This window comes from Coprococcus sp. AM14-16, assembly GCF_003434675.1.
GTDB lineage: Bacteria > Bacillota > Clostridia > Lachnospirales > Lachnospiraceae > Coprococcus > Coprococcus aceti.
Map to the genome: position 1 here is coordinate 655,910 of NZ_QTLL01000001.1, position 17,161 is coordinate 673,070.

Here is a 17,161-nt window from a genome sequence, read left to right on the forward strand (position 1 = left end):
TAACGTGAAGGTTATAGTTTGTATAAAGCAGGTACCTGATACAAAGGGTGGAGTACAGTTCAACCCAGACGGTACATTAAACAGAGCAGCAATGCTTACAATCATGAACCCTGATGATAAGGCAGGACTTGAGGCTGCACTTAGATTAAAGGATCAGTATGGTGCAGAGGTAACAGTTCTTACAATGGGTCTTCCAAAGGCTGCTGACGTTCTTCAGGAAGCAATCGCTATGGGAGCTGACAAGGGTGTTCTTGTAACAGACCGTGTTCTTGGTGGAGCTGATACATGGGCTACATCAACAACAATCGCTGGAGCTCTCAGAAAGCTTGATTATGATCTGATCATAACAGGTCGTCAGGCTATCGATGGAGATACAGCTCAGGTTGGACCACAGATCGCTGAGCATCTTGGAATTCCTGTAATTTCATATGCACAGGAGATCAAGGTTGACGGAGACGCAGTTATCGTTAAGCGTCAGTATGATGACGGATATCATATGTTAAAGGCTAAGATGCCTTGCCTTGTAACAGCACTTTCTGAGTTAAATGAGCCAAGATACATGACTCCAGGTGGAATCTTCGATGCAGTTAATGCAGAGATCACAACACTTGGCAGAGCAGACCTCGTTGATGTTGATGATTCTAACATCGGTCTTAAGGGCTCACCTACAAAGATCGCTAAGGCTTCAGATAAGGTAAGAAAGGGTGCAGGCGAGAAGGTTGTTCCTGATTCTCCAGATGAGGCAGTTAGCTATATTGTTGGCAAGTTAAAGGATAAGCATGTAATCTAATATAGTAAAGGAAAAGTGGTGAATAAAATGGGCGCAATGAACGCAGAAGAAATGAAGAACTACAAAGGCGTATTTGTCTTTGCACAGCAGGTAGATAATAAGTTAAGTGGTATTTCTTTCGAGCTTATCGGCGAAGGAAAGAGACTGGCAGAGAAGCTTGATGAGCAGGTAACTGCAGTCCTTATCGGTTCAGACGTTAAGGGTCTTGTAGATGAGCTTGCAGAGTACGGCGCAGATAGAGTTATCGTTGTTGACGATCCAGAGCTCAAGGAGTACAGAACTGAGCCATATGCACACGCACTTGCATCAGTTATCAATGAGTACAAGCCAGAGATCGTTTTAGTTGGTGCTACAGCAATCGGTAGAGATCTTGGTCCAACAGTTTCAGCAAGAGTTGCTACAGGTCTTACAGCAGACTGTACATTACTTGAGATCGGTGATTTCCCTCTTGTTGCACTTCCAAATCAGGAGCAGAAGCACAATCAGCTTCTTATGACACGTCCTGCATTCGGTGGTAACACAATTGCTACAATCGCATGTCCTGACAACCGTCCACAGATGGCAACAGTTCGTCCAGGTGTTATGCAGAAGCTTGACAAGGTAGCTGGTAAGAAGGCAGAGGTTATCGAGTATAATCCAGGATTCGTACCAAACAACAAGTATGTTGAGATCCTTGAGATCTCAAAGGCTATCTCAGATATCAAGGATATCATGGATGCTAAGATCCTTGTTTCAGGTGGTCGTGGAGTTGGCTCAGCAGAGAACTTCAAGCTCCTTGATGATCTTGCAGAGGTACTTGGCGGACAGGTATCATGCTCACGTGCAGTTGTTGATTCAGGCTGGAAGCCAAAGGAGCTTCAGGTTGGTCAGACTGGTAAGACAGTACGTCCACAGGTATACTTTGCAATCGGTATTTCAGGTGCTATCCAGCACGTAGCTGGTATGGAAGAGTCAGACATCATCGTTGCTATCAACAAGGATGAGGATGCTCCTATCTTTGATGTAGCTGACTATGGTGTAGTTGGAGATCTCAACAAGATCGTTCCAGCTCTTACAGAGGCTATCAAGGCAGAGCTTGCTAATAAGTAATTAACAGCTTGTTTGTCATATAGATAATTTTAGATTATCAATTATAAGTCCCCCTCTTGGATTTGATGTTCAAGAGGGGGATTTTTTGAGCTGTATGGTGGTCTGAATTGTAGAATCGTTTGAATTGCATAGGGCTGTTGCAGGATGAATTCAGGTACGGAACGATTTGTGTGCGGCTACGTGAGGGTCGTGTTGAGGATATACTGGCGAAAAAATAACGTGCTGTTCTTTGCTGAGTGTCCGTTTTCATTACAAGGGATACTCTGCTCGATGATGAGTGAATAGCATTATTAGTGAGCTATAAATGAATTGATGATTGTAAATGTGAATATATGGGTCCAATATACGAGTCGGTGAATTGAGTCGATGAGAAATCGATAAATTGAAAATTAGAAATCAGAAAATAAAGATCGAAAATCGAAATACAAGTGTATTGTAAATAATACAAAAATAATGTAGTATTAATTAGTTTGAGTATAGTAGATAAAGAGAGTGCGCATGTGAGGATAAGTGCAAGTGAAGATAAGTGTATGTGAGGATAAGCACAAATGGCAGGTATAGTACATTATGCACAGCAGGAGCATGCAGAGGAGAGGTACATATGAAAGAGAAAGACAGCGTCGAAAATAATGAAAAATCACCTGATAACAGGAAAAAATCTGGTGAGAAAATAATATCTGATAATAAAACAATATCTGCTAATGGAAAGGCGTTCGCAGGTGAGAGCAGAGAAAATAAGATGGGAGTGATGTCTGAGGGAAAGCTTCTGATGTCCATGTCACTTCCTATGATAATTTCCATGCTGTTCCAGGCTATGTATAATGTCGTGGACAGTGTGTTTGTGTCAAGATTCAGCATGGACGGACTTACGGCTGTGTCCACAGCATTTCCGATACAGAATCTGATGATCGGAGTTTTCTCTGGACTTGGAGTAGGTTTTAATGCGTTTATATCCAAGGCGCTGGGAGAGAAGAAGTTTGACAGGGCAAATGAGGTGGCGAGACAGGGAATATTTCTTGAAGCGATAGGATATGTGATATTCCTGATAATAGGTTTATTCTTTGCAAGGACATTCATGGAAAGTCAGACGAGAGATGCACAGGTAATCCAATATGGAACAGAATATCTCGAGGTGTGTTGCTGTTGTGCTTTCGGTATAGCTTTCCAGATGACATTTGAGAGATTGCTGCAGTCCACGGGACGTACAATGTACAGTATGATAACCCAGATACTCGGTGCTGTCATCAATCTTATACTTGATCCTATAATGATATTTGGACTTCTTGGATGTCCTCGAATGGGAGTAAAGGGTGCGGCCATCGCAACTGTATGTGGACAGTGTATAGCTGGAACTCTGGCTATGGTATTCAATATCAAGAAGAATCCGGATCTCCATATAACACTCAGAAGATTCAGGCCACATGGTGAGATAATAGGTAAGATTCTCAGCGTAGGTGTGCCGTCGGTTATCATGGTTGCAATAGGTTCTGTGATGAATTATTTCCTGAATCTGATACTGTACTCATTCTCGAAATTGGCCGTTGCAGTGTTCGGAGCGTATTTCAAGGTGCAGAGTATGGCATTTATGCCTGTATTCGGATTGAACAACGGAATGATACCTATAATTTCATACAACTACGGAGCACAGAAACCTGATAGAATGAAACGCACCATGAAGCTTGGTGTGATGGTCGGTTGTTCCATTATGGTATTCTGTCTTGCTATCATGCAGGTATTTCCGGGACAGATACTTAAAATATTTGATGCCACAGATGAGATGCTGTTGATGGGTATACCAGCGGTCAGGATCATGAGCACAGCATTTATATTTGCGGGATTTTCTGTCACATGTTCGGGAATGTTTCAGGCTGTAGGAAAGGGCGTGTACAGTATGATAGTGTCTATGGCGAGACAGCTTTTTGTCATACTTCCTGTGGCATATTTTCTGTCAAAAGCAATGAACAGTGTGAATGGTGTGTGGGCAGCGTTCCCTATAGCAGAGGTTTTCAGCGTGATCATATCGACGATTCTTCTTCTCAGGGTCTATAAGAAAATAGTAAAGCCTATGGAAAGTGTTCAAAGAGATTAAAAGACGAAGATAATGAGATATGATGAGAGCAGAATAATATATACATGGCACGTGGCATTTGTATTGTGGTAGAATACTATATAGTAATATAGTTTCGTGTGATGAATGCAGTTTTGCATTTGTCATTGACAGGTGACAGAAAAGGTAATGGAAAGAGAGCGGAAATGGGAAAGTTGATATATATGGATCATGCAGCGACGACGGCGGTGAGACCTGAAGTGCTCAACGCCATGCTGCCTTATTTTACAGAAAAGTTTGGAAATCCTTCAGGCGTATACACATTTGCATCGAGAAATAAGGATGTGACAAATGTGGCGAGGGATATAATTGCTGATTCGCTTGGTGCAAAGCCTGAGGAGATCTATTTCACGGGCGGTGGTTCGGAATCGGATAACTGGGCTTTAAAGGCTGTAGCGGAAGCCTTTCAGGATAAGGGAAAACATATAATTACGACCAGGATAGAGCACCATGCCATTCTTCACACATGTCAGTATCTGGAGAAGAGGGGCTTTGACGTGACATATCTGGATGTGGATGAGAAGGGGATGGTTGATCCTGATAGGCTGGAGTCGGCGATAAGACCGGATACGATCCTCATCTCGGTTATGGCTGCAAATAATGAGATAGGAACCATAGAGCCGATAAGCAGGATAGGAGCTATTGCGCATGAACATGGCATTCTATTCCACACGGATGCGGTTCAGGCGTATGGACAGATACCACTGGATGTAAATGCCATGAACATAGATATGCTCAGCAGCAGCGGACATAAGCTTAATGGCCCGAAGGGAATCGGGTTTCTGTATATACGGAGCGGAATAAAGATTGGAAGCTTTATCCATGGAGGCCAGCAGGAGAGAGGAAGACGTGCCGGAACAGAGAATGTACCGGGGATTGTAGGAATGGGCAAAGCTGCGGAGCTTGCGATGCTCTCAATGGAAGATCGGATGAAGCAGGAGACAGATATCAGAGATCATATGATACACAGAATTTTATCGGAGATTCCTTATTCCAGACTGAACGGACATGACAAAGACAGACTTCCGAACAATGTAAATGTCAGCTTCCAGTTCGTTGAGGGCGAGACGATCCTCATCATGCTCGATATGGCGGGCATATGTGCTTCTGCCGGTTCCGCATGTACATCGGGTTCTGTTGATCCCTCCCATGTGCTGACAGCTATAGGGCTTCCGAAGGAGATATCCCATGGTGCGGTCAGACTGACTCTGGGATATGAGAACACCATGGATGAGGCGGATGCGGTGGTAGATAATCTCAAGAGAATCGTGGAAAATCTCAGAAAAATGTCACCTGCGTATCAGGATTTTGCCAGGAGAAACATGTAAATTACACAAGATATAACTATGTATAAAGAGGGAAAAAATTTGGTCGATACAGATAAGAAGACAGTGTGTGTTGGAATGTCAGGCGGAGTCGACTCGTCGGTTGCCGCACTTTTGCTCAAGGAGCAGGGCTACAATGTAATAGGAGTTACCATGCAGATATGGCAGGATGAGGACAGGGACGTGGTGAGTGCCCATGCCGGATGCTGCGGACTTTCTGCTGTGGATGATGCCAGGCGTGTGGCATCGCAGCTCGATATTCCGTATTACGTTATGAATTTCAAGGAAGAATTCAAGAAGTACGTAATAGACTATTTTGTGGACGAATACAAATGCGGAAGAACTCCGAATCCATGTATTGCATGCAACAGATATGTAAAATGGGAGTCTCTGCTTACGAGATGCATGGCCATCGGGGGCGATTATATTGCTACGGGACACTATGCAAGGATCATACAGCTTCCAAATGGCAGATATACTCTCCAGGAGGCCAGGGGAATAGAGAAGGATCAGACATATGCTCTCTACAATCTCACCCAGGAGCAGCTCGCCAGGACACTCATGCCGGTTGGAGAGTACAGCAAGCCTGAGATCAGAAAAATTGCAGAGGACCACGGACTTATGGTGGCTCACAAGCCGGATAGCCAGGATATATGCTTTGTGCCAGATGGAGATTACGCAGGTTATCTTGAGAATGAGGCAGGACTTAAGGCGGTTCCGGGAGATTTTGTAGACATACATGGCAATGCGATCGGAAGACATAAGGGAATCATACACTACACCATAGGACAGAGAAAAGGACTTGGACTTGCGATGGGGCATCCGGTATTTGTGGTGGACATCATACCTGAGACAAATCAGGTTGTTATAGGAGAGAACGGAGATGTATTTTCAGAAAGGCTGATATGCAACAGACTGAACTTTATGTCCATAGAGGATCTCACGGAGCCAATGCATGTCAAGGCGAAGATCAGATACAATCATAAGGGAAGTATGTGTACCATCAGAAAGATAGATGAAGATCTGGTAGAAGCAGTATTTGACGAGCCGGTAAGAGCTGTGACAAAGGGACAGGCTGTAGTGTTCTATGAAGATGATCATGTGCTTGGCGGAGGAAGCATCTGTTGACAGGGTTTTACAAAGAGTGATGGTCTGACATAAGGAGATTTCGTATGGGTGATACAGGCAGAGAAGTTTTGCGCAAAGACGTCAAAGTGCGTGGATGGATATTGTTTGGTATCTTTTCAGTGATTTTTCTTTTTATGATAATCACTATATGCTCCATGATACATAATGGAGAGTTTGAATTGAATAGTTTCACAGGGCCATTGATTTTTCTGACTGTAATGTGACCGAAAAGAGAAAAAAGAAAGTCCTTGACATGCTCCTCAGTTATTGCCCAAATGCGATATATGGTGATCTGGATGGCGCCGGAGGCGATTATCTTGAAAAAATGAGAAAAACAGACATTCATGATATACCACATAGTCCGTACTATACAGGAAACAATACATAATGAGATATGAAACAAATAGAGCAGTCAGGTGACTGCCGGAATTGAATTTACGGTATAAAAAAGATGGAACATATAAGCCATTGAACTGGCGTATGTGTTCCATCTTTTTATATTTATAAGTATATAAATTGATATTTTGCAATTTTATTTTACAGCGGATTGAATTCTGGCTTTCTGTTCTTGAATGTACAGTAGTATCTGTAGCCGAGTGATGTGAGGGCATCCCTTGCATATGTCTCAAAATCATAGCACAGATATTCGGGCTTATGTGCATCAGACCCCACTGTGATGATCTCACCGCCCATATCCTTGTAGAGTTTTAGGATATCCATGTGAGGATGTGCGTAACTCATATTCTTGTACAGGCTTCCGGTATTGATCTCTATACCTTTCCCTTTTGGGATGATTATTTTGAAAATCTGTTCAAGCACATCAGTATAATCTGCCATCCTAAAGATATTCTCGCCTGATGGGCAGTATCTTACTACGTAGTCAAGATGACCATATACGTCAAAGTCATCTATCAGAGTCACGTTCTCAAGGATGGACTCAAAGTAATCGCGGATGCCTTCTATCTCTGTACGTCCCTCATAGTAAGCTGGATAGTATGGGTCGAGACCTCTTACAAGATGCGATGATCCTATGATGAAGTCCAGTTCGTTTTTGTATTTGCCTGCAATATCCCTTGCCTTATCAGCAACGGTATTCATGAGACCGAGCTCCACGCCGCTTCTCACGTCTATCTTATCTCTGTATCTGTCCCGGATTTCATCCAGCGCAGCAAAATATGAATCGAAATCAAGCTGGAAGTCAAAACCGTCCTCCGGATTGATAGGAAAGTCTATATCGTGGTGGTCTGTCAGACAGATCTTTGGAATTCCAAGTTGTATTGCCTGCTGGATTATGCTGTCCAGTGGGGCGGAAGAGTCACTTGAGAACTCCGAATGTATATGCGAATCACAGATGATCATTTTCTGTATACCTCCGTTTATAATCATTGCGTTTCATATTATAACATAAAACACTGAAAAAAATATATAAAGTAAAGCTGTTGAGTAATCTTATTATTATCAAATTGTAGTAGTAACTTTTTTTCTATAGTCTCAGCCCATTAGTATAATTTGTTAAAACAAGTTTGTCTATTTTGGATAGATGATAACTAAAAAAATGAGATTAAGGCTTGAAATTTATACCTAAAGAATGTATGATTAGCTTGTGTATTTAACACGATTTATTTGCTACGTTCCCGCGTAGCAGATTGATAAATACTTTTATTATATTTCAAAAACCTAGGAGGAATAAAAAATGGCAGTAAAAGTAGCAATTAACGGTTTTGGACGTATTGGTCGTCTTGCATTCAGACAGATGTTCGGTGCAGAGGGTTATGAAGTTGTTGCAATCAACGATTTAACAAAGCCTTCAATGCTTGCAGATCTTCTCAAGTACGATACAGCACAGGGTGGATACTGTGGCAAGATCGGTGAGAACCTTCACACAGTTTCAGCTGATGATGAGGCTAACACAATCACAGTTGATGGTAAGACTCTTACAATCTACAAGGAGGCAGATGCAAACAACCTTCCTTGGGGTAAGATCGGTGTTGATGTAGTTCTTGAGTGTACTGGTTTCTACTGCTCAAAGGAGAAGTCAATGGCTCATATCAACGCAGGTGCTAAGAAGGTTGTTATCTCAGCTCCAGCTGGTAATGATCTTAAGACTATCGTATTCTCAGTTAACCAGGATACATTAACAGCTGATGATCAGATCATCTCAGCAGCTTCATGTACAACTAACTGTCTTGCACCAATGGCTAAGGCTCTTAATGACTATGCTCCAATCCAGTCTGGTATCATGTCAACAATCCACGCTTACACAGGCGATCAGATGATACTTGACGGACCACACAGAAAGGGCGATTTAAGAAGAGCTAGAGCAGGTGCTGCTAATATCGTTCCTAACTCAACAGGTGCTGCTAAGGCTATCGGTCTTGTTATCCCAGAGTTAAATGGCAAGCTTATCGGATCAGCTCAGAGAGTTCCAGTTCCAACAGGTTCAACAACAATCCTTACAGCAGTTGTTAAGGGTGCTGATGTAACAGTTGATGGAATCAACGCTGCAATGAAGGCTGCTGCTTCAGAGTCATTCGGTTACAACACAGATCCAATCGTTTCATCAGATGTTATCGGTATGAGATATGGTTCATTATTTGATTCAACTCAGACAATGGTATCAAAGATCGCTGATGATTTATATGAGGTTCAGGTTGTTTCATGGTATGACAATGAGAACTCATACACAAGCCAGATGGTTAGAACAATCAAGTACTTCGCAGAGTTAGCATAAGTTATTTCAAGCTATAATTAGCTTTTATAATGTAAGCTCATTTAAAAGTATTTATTAGACCTAATAGAGGGTCCGGTCTCCAAGGACCGGGCCCTTTTTTCTTCGTAGGAAGCAATTATGCGTTTCTATGTTCCCGCATAAGAGCGGGTAGGTAGCTGGGCAGAGGACAACTTATAGTTTTCTGTTCTATAACATTATTTAGGAGGAATTAGAAATGTCATTAAACAAGAAATCAGTAGATGATATCAATGTTAAGGGCAAGCGCGTGCTTTGCAGATGCGACTTCAATGTACCATTAAAGAACGGAGAGATTACAGACGAGAACAGACTTGTTGCAGCTCTTCCAACAATCAAGAAGCTTATCGCTGACGGTGGAAAGGTTATCCTTTGCTCACACCTTGGAAAGGTTAAGACTGAGGAAGACAAGCAGACTAAGACCCTTGCACCAGTTGCTAAGAGACTTACAGAGCTCCTTGGACAGGAGGTTAAGTTCGTACCAAGCCTTGAGGTTGTTGACGATACAGTTAAGGCTGCAGTTGACGCTATGAAGGATGGGGATGTAATCCTTCTTGAGAATACTCGTTTCAGAGCTGAGGAGACAAAGAATGGAGAGGCTTTCTCTAAGGATCTTGCAAGCATCTGTGATGTATTTGTAAATGATGCATTCGGAACAGCTCACAGAGCTCACTGCTCAAACGTTGGTGTTGCTGGACTTGTTGACACAGCAGTAGTTGGTTACTTAATGCAGAAGGAGATTGACTTCCTTGGCAATGCAGTAGAGAACCCAGTTAGACCATTTGTAGCTATCCTCGGTGGTGCTAAGGTTGCTGACAAGCTGAACGTTATTTCAAACCTTCTTGAGAAGTGCGATACACTTATCATCGGTGGTGGTATGGCTTACACATTCCTTAAGGCTAAGGGATATGAGATCGGTAAGTCACTTGTAGATGATTCTAAGATCGATTACTGTAAGGAGATGATGGCAAAGGCAGAGAGCCTTGGCAAGAAGCTTCTTCTCCCAGTTGATACAGTTATGATCGAGGATTTCCCTAACCCTATCGACGATCCAAGCATCAAGACAGAGGTATTTGACGCTGACAAGATGCCTGCAGACAAGGAAGGCTGCGATATCGGACCTAAGACTATCGAGCTTTACTCAGACGCAGTTAAGACAGCTAAGACAGTTGTTTGGAATGGACCTATGGGTGTATTCGAGAACCCTGTACTTGCAGCTGGTACAAAGGCAGTTGCAGCAGCACTTGCTGATACAGACGCTACAACAATCATCGGTGGTGGAGATTCAGCAGCAGCAGTTAACCAGCTTGGTTACGGTTCAAAGATGAGCCACATCTCAACAGGTGGTGGAGCTTCACTTGAGTTCCTTGAGGGTAAGGAGCTTCCGGGTGTAGCAGCAGCTAACGACAAGTAATTTGTATATCGCTGAGATATAAAGATTATACTGGTGGGTGCCGGTTCAGGCCGGTACTCATCAAAAAATACAAATATAAGAGGTAGATTACAATGGCAAGAAAGAAGATTATTGCAGGTAACTGGAAGATGAACAAGACTCCTAGCGAGGCTGTTGAGCTTGTTAACCTGTTAAAGGACTTAGTAAAGAATGATGACGTAGATGTAGTATACTGTGTACCAGCTATCGATATCGTACCAGTTGTTGAGGCAACAAAGGGAACAAACGTAGCTGTAGGTGCAGAGAACATGTACTTCGAGGAGAGCGGAGCTTACACAGGCGAGATCTCAGCAGCAATGCTTGTTGATGCTGGTGTTAAGTACGTTATCATCGGACATTCAGAGCGTCGTGATTACTTTAAGGAGGATGATGTTCTTCTCAACAAGAAGGTTAAGAAGGCATTTGAGGCTGGTATCACACCTATTCTTTGCTGTGGTGAGTCACTTGAGCAGAGAGAGCTCGGTGTTACTATGGACTGGATCCGTCTTCAGATCAAGTCAGATCTCGCTGGCGTAACAGCAGATCAGGTTAAGTCAATGGTTATCGCTTACGAGCCAATCTGGGCTATCGGAACAGGTAAGACAGCTACATCAGATCAGGCACAGGAAGTATGTAAGGGAATCCGTGATCTCATCGCTGAGATCTACGATACAGATACAGCTGAGGCGGTAAGAATTCAGTACGGCGGTTCTATGAACGCTGGCAACGCTGCTGAGCTCCTTGCAAAGCCAGACATCGACGGTGGTCTTATCGGCGGTGCTTCACTCAAGGCTGATTTCGGTCAGGTTGTAAATGCCGGAAAGTAATTTTAAACAGGCTAAAATATATTAGTTTTAGATTAAATCTGATATAGAATATTGAAAGGGATTATCAAGTGCTTTATCACAAGGTAATCCCTTTTGTTTACGCTTAGAAAAACAAGGTGGTATATTTCAGGAACTAAGTATTGTTTTTATGAAATGGGGTTTGCCTTAAATTTATATTTCTATAGTTCGCAGGTGTTAGACCAGTATGTAATCTGAACTGTTCGGTAAAATAACTCTGACTTGGAAATGCGAGAGTCTGTGCTATCTGGGCAGGGCTATAATCAGAGTATATGAGCATGTTCCTTGCAGTATCAAGTTTTAGCATTTTTATATAATGTCCGATATTATCTCCGGTCTCTTTTTTGAACAGCCTTGACAGGTATGACGGGGTGAGATTGACACGTTTTGCCAGAAGTTCAACAGTGATCCTAGTATGCAGATGATCGTATATGTAGTCTATGCACTCTGCGACCGGTTTGGAGCATATGGAATTTTTCTTAAGGTTTCGCATTTTTTTTGCATAGTCGATGCACATGAACGCATGTAATTCAGATATATCCTCCACAGACTTCATTGTATCTGACTTTTTTATATAAAAATCACTGAGATTGTAAGCAGTTGCCACATCGAGACCACCTTCAATACAGTATCTTGCAACAAGGGCTGTTGTTATGATAAAATGATATCTTATATTGTTGACCGGCTTTTCAGATAGTAAGCCGAGTCCTTTTTTATCCTTAAGTGGTGAGGCTTTACACAATTCTTTAACCTGTTCTATATCTCCATTTTGTATTATTGAGTAAAATTCAAGTTCAGGGTTATAGGGCGCTCTATTGGTTGAATCTTCGCGTCTTATAAATTCCTGGTAGAATATTTCCTTTGAGTATTTCATATGTGTATAAATCCTTTTCAGTAAATTGTGTCAGGGTAAAAATTTATATGTTATCAAAAGTTTATAAAAGTCTTACTTTACAACTCCTCTATAATATATCATGTAAACTATATAAAAAGCAATAAAACGATATATGGCAAATGTATAAGATGTTATTATCAAAATACTTTATAAAGATGCGACGTCGTAAATATTATTATTTTATTTTTGGAGAGGAGTATTTTATGAGAAGGTTAAAACAGCTTGTGGCTATGATACTTGTAGTTTGTATGCTGATCACTCTGTGTCCATCAGACGTTAGTGCTAGAACATCAAAAGCTGCGGTAAAGTCTGTAACTGTGACAAATCTTGTCACAAATAAACTTGTACTAAAAAAGGGTACAAAGTTTCGGGTGAAACCTAGAGTTGTAGTTACAGGTAAGATCAGCAAAAAAGTAACATATGTATCATCAAATAAGAAGATAGTTACAGTAGATAACAAGGGTGTTGTCAAAGCGGTAAAATCAGGAAAAGCGGTTGTAGCAGTGAAGAGTGCTGCAAACCCAAAGGTAATGTATAGGTTTAATGTTTATGTTGGGGTTCCTACGAAGACTGTTAAATTGTCTGCAAAGGCTGTGAACATGTTTAAAGGAACCAGCAGGACGTTAAAAGCTTCAATTGCTCCAAAGAATGCCACATATAAGAGAATTCAGTGGTCATCATCAGATAAAAGAATAGCAACAGTTTCCTCGAAAGGTGTTGTAAAAGCAGTTAAGGTTGGAAGAGTATATATAACTGCGAAGGCTATGGATGGAAGTGGCAAATATGCAAGATGTAAGATTACAGTAAAACAGCCAGTTACTTCTATCAAGCTTTCAGCGGCAACACTCACTATCACAGAGGGAAGCAGTAAAACGCTTACAGCTACTGTCGCTCCTGCATCGGCAACCAACAAGACGTTAAGTTGGACATCGAGCAATAAAAAGATTGCAACGGTTTCAGCAAAAGGCGTTGTGAAGGCTATAGCACCAGGTACAGCTACAATCACAGCAAAAGCTGCTGACGGTTCAGGAAAGAAAGCAACATGTAAAGTGACTGTAAATAAGAAGGTGACTGTAGAAAATAAATACGAGTCGCAGGGGTATAAACTTTTATGGCATGATGAATTTGACGGAACAGAGCTCAACCGTGATATTTGGAATGTTGAACTCCATGAGCCTGGCTGGGTCAATAATGAGCTTCAGTCATATGTTGATTCTGAAGATAATATAAAAGTCAAGAATGGCACACTTGTTATAAGCTCAAAGAAAAAAGTGAATGAGGATGGTTCTATATCATATACATCGGGAAGAGTAAACACACAGAATAAGCAGGATTTCAAGTATGGCAGAGTACAGTTCAGAGCAAAGGTTCCTACAGGTAAGGGTTATCTTCCAGCAGCATGGATGATGCCTACAAACGAGAGCCTGTATGGACAGTGGCCTAGATGTGGTGAGATAGATGTGATGGAGGTTCTTGGAGACAATACATATACAACCTATGGAACGATTCACTATGGCAATCCGCATTCAGAGTCACAGGGAAAATATACACTTTCAAATGGAAAGTCATTTGCGGACAGCTATCATGTATTTACATGTGACTGGGAGCCTGGAAAAATTACGTGGTATGTAGATGGAGTTAAGATGCATGAGGAAAATGACTGGTATTCTACAACTGCCGGAAAAGGTACAGTTACTTATCCGGCACCGTTTGATCAGCCATTCTATGTAATACTCAATCTTGCAGTTGGCGGTAATTGGCCAGGAAATCCGGATGCAGATGCAGATTATATTAACAGTGAGAGCTTATATGTTGATTATGTGAGAGTATACCAGAAGGAGTCTTATGACGAAAATGTGACAAAGCCAGAGCGTGAAGTTATAATTCGTGATCCGGATGAAAATGGCAATTATGTAATAAATGGTGATTTTAGTGAGACCGAGGATCTGGGAGATGCAGAAAACTGGATTTTTATGGCGCAGAATGGCGGCGAAGGAACAGCGGTCATCGAGAACAATACAATCAACATAAATACAATTGATGCAGGAACGGTTGATTACAGCATACAGTTGGTACAGCCTGATATTCCTGTAGAAAAAGGTGCCACATACAAGCTTTCATTTGATGCGTGGGCGGATGAGGCGAGAACAGGCATAATTGATGTCTCAGCGCCAACCAGATCATGGGGAAGATATCTTAAGGATACAAAATTTGATATGACAACAGAGAAACAGACATTTGAGTATGAGTATACGATGACTGATTCATCTGATGACAAGGGAAGAATAGAATTCAACTTCGGCAATCAGGGAAGCGTGGCTGGTGTACATATTGCAAATGTAAAGCTGGTAAAGACAAATCAGACTGAGATAGTTGACAAGAAGACGATCCTCGCTGATGGAAACCTAGTTTACAATGGTGAATTTCAGGAAGGAACAGGAAGACTTGGATATTGGACAGTCAGCAACAATTGCGGTGCTGAGTATAAGGTGACAGGTCTGTCTGACGGAAGAAGATTTTCATACAAGTCATTGGATGAGAGTATAGATGGCAACTTCGTATTATCACAGGATGAGCTTGCGTATGCCCCAAATACAAAGTATGTACTTAAATTTGATGCTGAGACTGCAACTGAGGGAAAGAATATAATTATCACTACGGGAGATTCAAAGTTTGATGTAACTCTGGATAAAGGAATTAAGAATTATGTTTACAAGTTTGAGACCGGAGAAGAAGTGACTGACAGTTCAATCAGCATTGATTTTGGTAACAGCGGAGAAGTTCTGTTAGACAATGTGAAGATAATGCAGGATTCACTTCTTCTCAATGGGAACTTTTCAGCAGATTTTGCTGGATATGATGTGTATATAGACAGCAGTGCGGATGCAGAGTCTGTTGTGGACAGCCAGAAGGAGGACAATGCTGCTGACTTCACAATAAAGAATTCAGGTGACCAGAACTGGAAGATACAGCTCAAGCAGAATAATATCAAGCTTGAGAAAGGACAGTGGTACAAGCTTTCATTTGATATAAAGAGTTCTGTGTCGAGAACTGTTCAGTATGCGATACAGAGGGATGGAAGTACACATAAGGATAGTACAGGTGCAGAGGACTGGACACCGTATGTTCAGGAGACAGTAAAGCTTGATGCATACGATCAGGCTGATCAGAAATATGTGACTGTTTCAAACACATTCCAGATGGCCTGTGACACAGACGAAGAGAGTATTTTCAATATTGCACTTGGCGCAGGCGGAGAAAATGGTTCGGCAATTACAGATCAGCATAGAATATGTATTGATAACATTATCCTTGAAAAGACTTCGGCTCCAGAGATAGATGTGCCTGTAGGTAAGAATCTTCTCACAAACCCAGAATTTGAGATGAGTGAGGATGGTAGCCTTGCCGGTTGGGAAAATGCAGTGACTGCTCCTGGAGATGCCACAATTGAAACTGGAGATGGAAAGATCACATACAGTGTTGCAAACGTGGGTGAGGCAGACTGGAACATCCAGCTTAAGCAGATGGGATTGTCTCTTGAGCAGGGCGAGTCATATACGCTTAAATGTACATTGTTTTCTGATGTTGATAGAGTTGTAAAGGTTGCTGTTATGACTCCTTCAGCCGGATATGCATGGCATGGCGGTGAAGATGTAGTTCTTACAGCTGGTGAGGCTAAAGATATAACACTCACAATTACACCTAAGGAAGAAGTTTTCACAGATGGTATCACTGTTGATACAGGTGCCGGATTATTCTTCTCAATGGGATATGTTGAAGGATACACACTTGGAGCACATACAGTTTCTATATCAAATGTATCATTTGTAAAAAATTAAATTTGACCCCTAAAAAACAATAATATATACCCTTAGGCAGCGGCGAATCGTCGCTGCCTTTTTTCGTTGTGGTCATAGCAGGATTTTGGTGAATTTTTTTAATGATTTGACAGTCAGAATGGGTGTTTGTATGATAAAATAAAACATGATTTTCCCCAAATAATAATGAAAGGATAAAATGGTATATAAATTTATGAAAAAACTTATCTCATGGAACGTAAATGGAATAAGGGCATGCGCCGGTAAAGGCTTCATGGACTTTTTTAACAGCATAGATGCAGACATATTCTGTATACAGGAGTCCAAGATGCAGGAGGGACAGCTCACACTTGATATGCCAGGATATTATCAGTATTGGAACTATGCGGATAAGAAGGGATATTCAGGTACGGCTATTTTCACAAAAGAGAAACCTTTGAGTGAAACAAAAGGTATAGGCATAGATGAACACGACCATGAGGGTCGTGTCATAACACTTGAATATGAGAACTTCTACATGGTGACTGTATATACACCAAATTCACAGAACGAGCTTGCAAGGCTTGATTACCGGATGAAGTGGGAGGATGATTTCAGAGCATATCTGAAAAAGCTTGAGGAGAATAAGCCTGTTATAGTGTGCGGCGATATGAACGTGGCTCACAATGAGATAGATCTGAAAAATCCAAAGACAAACAGGAAGAATGCGGGATTTACTGATGAGGAAAGAGAGAAGATGACGGTGCTTCTAGATGATGGCTTCATCGACACATTCAGATATTTTTATCCGGATCAGGAAAATATCTACTCATGGTGGTCGTACAGATTCAAGGCAAGGGAGAAGAATGCAGGTTGGCGTATCGACTATTTTCTCACATCTGAGAGTTTGAAGGACAAGCTTGTCGATGCCAAGATACACACTGATATCATGGGATCTGATCACTGCCCGGTTGAACTGGATATTGACCTGTGATTTGAGTTGGATT

Annotated in this window: 12 protein-coding genes; 10 read left to right on the top strand and 2 right to left on the bottom strand. The window is 41.7% G+C overall.

Annotated elements, in window-relative coordinates; translation table 11 throughout:
- The first annotated feature begins 4 nt into the window (after positions 1-4).
- From DW159_RS02985 to mnmA, 5 genes are all read left to right on the top strand, one after another.
- On the top strand, positions 5-790 hold the full coding sequence (locus tag DW159_RS02985) for an electron transfer flavoprotein subunit beta/FixA family protein (RefSeq protein WP_022058361.1): 786 nt from the start codon (positions 5-7) through the stop codon (positions 788-790).
- Between the two features lie 27 nt (positions 791-817).
- Positions 818-1,879 carry an electron transfer flavoprotein subunit alpha/FixB family protein gene (locus DW159_RS02990; RefSeq protein WP_015535002.1) on the top strand — a complete coding sequence of 354 codons (1,062 nt, stop codon included), beginning with the start codon at positions 818-820 and terminating at the stop codon, positions 1,877-1,879.
- 601 nt (positions 1,880-2,480) lie between these two features.
- Complete coding sequence (locus DW159_RS02995; RefSeq protein WP_117548906.1) at positions 2,481-3,968, top strand: MATE family efflux transporter; 1,488 nt, start codon at positions 2,481-2,483, stop codon at positions 3,966-3,968.
- Positions 3,969-4,132: 164 nt separating this feature from the next.
- Positions 4,133-5,314 carry a cysteine desulfurase NifS gene (gene nifS / locus DW159_RS03000; RefSeq protein ID WP_117548907.1) on the top strand — a complete coding sequence of 394 codons (1,182 nt, stop codon included), beginning with the start codon at positions 4,133-4,135 and terminating at the stop codon, positions 5,312-5,314.
- A gap of 18 nt (positions 5,315-5,332) precedes the next feature.
- A complete protein-coding gene (gene mnmA / locus DW159_RS03005; RefSeq protein WP_117548908.1) occupies positions 5,333-6,439 on the top strand; it encodes a tRNA 2-thiouridine(34) synthase MnmA in 1,107 nt (368 codons plus the stop codon).
- A 537-nt stretch (positions 6,440-6,976) separates the two neighbouring features.
- Here mnmA and DW159_RS03015 read toward each other — a convergent pair.
- Positions 6,977-7,798 (bottom strand): histidinol-phosphatase HisJ family protein, encoded by an 822-nt coding sequence (locus tag DW159_RS03015; RefSeq protein WP_242992601.1) that lies wholly within the window; start codon positions 7,796-7,798, stop codon positions 6,977-6,979.
- A 334-nt stretch (positions 7,799-8,132) separates the two neighbouring features.
- Here DW159_RS03015 and gap point away from each other — a divergent pair, with 334 nt between their 5' ends.
- From gap to tpiA, 3 genes are all read left to right on the top strand, one after another.
- Positions 8,133-9,170 (top strand): type I glyceraldehyde-3-phosphate dehydrogenase, encoded by a 1,038-nt coding sequence (gap, locus tag DW159_RS03020; protein WP_004852921.1) that lies wholly within the window; start codon positions 8,133-8,135, stop codon positions 9,168-9,170.
- A 214-nt stretch (positions 9,171-9,384) separates the two neighbouring features.
- Positions 9,385-10,599, top strand: coding sequence for a phosphoglycerate kinase (locus DW159_RS03025; protein WP_022216404.1), 1,215 nt, complete (start codon positions 9,385-9,387; stop codon positions 10,597-10,599).
- Between the two features lie 92 nt (positions 10,600-10,691).
- The gene (gene tpiA, locus DW159_RS03030) at positions 10,692-11,444 is read left to right on the top strand and encodes a triose-phosphate isomerase (RefSeq protein ID WP_004852916.1); all 753 of its coding nucleotides are present in this window, start codon (positions 10,692-10,694) and stop codon (positions 11,442-11,444) included.
- Positions 11,445-11,577: 133 nt separating this feature from the next.
- Here tpiA and DW159_RS03035 read toward each other — a convergent pair whose 3' ends face one another.
- Complete coding sequence (locus DW159_RS03035; RefSeq protein WP_117548911.1) at positions 11,578-12,336, bottom strand: helix-turn-helix domain-containing protein; 759 nt, start codon at positions 12,334-12,336, stop codon at positions 11,578-11,580.
- Between the two features lie 224 nt (positions 12,337-12,560).
- Between DW159_RS03035 and DW159_RS03040 the strand changes: the two genes are divergently transcribed.
- Together DW159_RS03040 and DW159_RS03045 are read left to right on the top strand one after the other, a co-directional pair.
- Positions 12,561-16,196 (top strand): carbohydrate binding domain-containing protein, encoded by a 3,636-nt coding sequence (locus tag DW159_RS03040; RefSeq protein WP_158547573.1) that lies wholly within the window; start codon positions 12,561-12,563, stop codon positions 16,194-16,196.
- A 193-nt stretch (positions 16,197-16,389) separates the two neighbouring features.
- Positions 16,390-17,148 (top strand): exodeoxyribonuclease III, encoded by a 759-nt coding sequence (locus DW159_RS03045; protein WP_055144946.1) that lies wholly within the window; start codon positions 16,390-16,392, stop codon positions 17,146-17,148.
- Positions 17,149-17,161 lie beyond the last annotated feature (13 nt).

Coding starts and splice junctions, on each gene's coding strand:
- gap (WP_004852921.1), top strand. CDS start 8,133: ATGGCAGTAAAAGTAGCAATTAACGGTTTTGGACGTATTGGTCGTCTT.
- DW159_RS03025 (WP_022216404.1), top strand. CDS start 9,385: ATGTCATTAAACAAGAAATCAGTAGATGATATCAATGTTAAGGGCAAG.
- nifS (WP_117548907.1), top strand. CDS start 4,133: ATGGGAAAGTTGATATATATGGATCATGCAGCGACGACGGCGGTGAGA.
- DW159_RS03045 (WP_055144946.1), top strand. CDS start 16,390: ATGAAAAAACTTATCTCATGGAACGTAAATGGAATAAGGGCATGCGCC.
- DW159_RS02995 (WP_117548906.1), top strand. CDS start 2,481: ATGAAAGAGAAAGACAGCGTCGAAAATAATGAAAAATCACCTGATAAC.
- DW159_RS03015 (WP_242992601.1), bottom strand. CDS start 7,798: ATGATCATCTGTGATTCGCATATACATTCGGAGTTCTCAAGTGACTCT.
- DW159_RS03040 (WP_158547573.1), top strand. CDS start 12,561: ATGAGAAGGTTAAAACAGCTTGTGGCTATGATACTTGTAGTTTGTATG.
- DW159_RS02990 (WP_015535002.1), top strand. CDS start 818: ATGGGCGCAATGAACGCAGAAGAAATGAAGAACTACAAAGGCGTATTT.
- DW159_RS03035 (WP_117548911.1), bottom strand. CDS start 12,336: ATGAAATACTCAAAGGAAATATTCTACCAGGAATTTATAAGACGCGAA.
- mnmA (WP_117548908.1), top strand. CDS start 5,333: ATGTATAAAGAGGGAAAAAATTTGGTCGATACAGATAAGAAGACAGTG.
- tpiA (WP_004852916.1), top strand. CDS start 10,692: ATGGCAAGAAAGAAGATTATTGCAGGTAACTGGAAGATGAACAAGACT.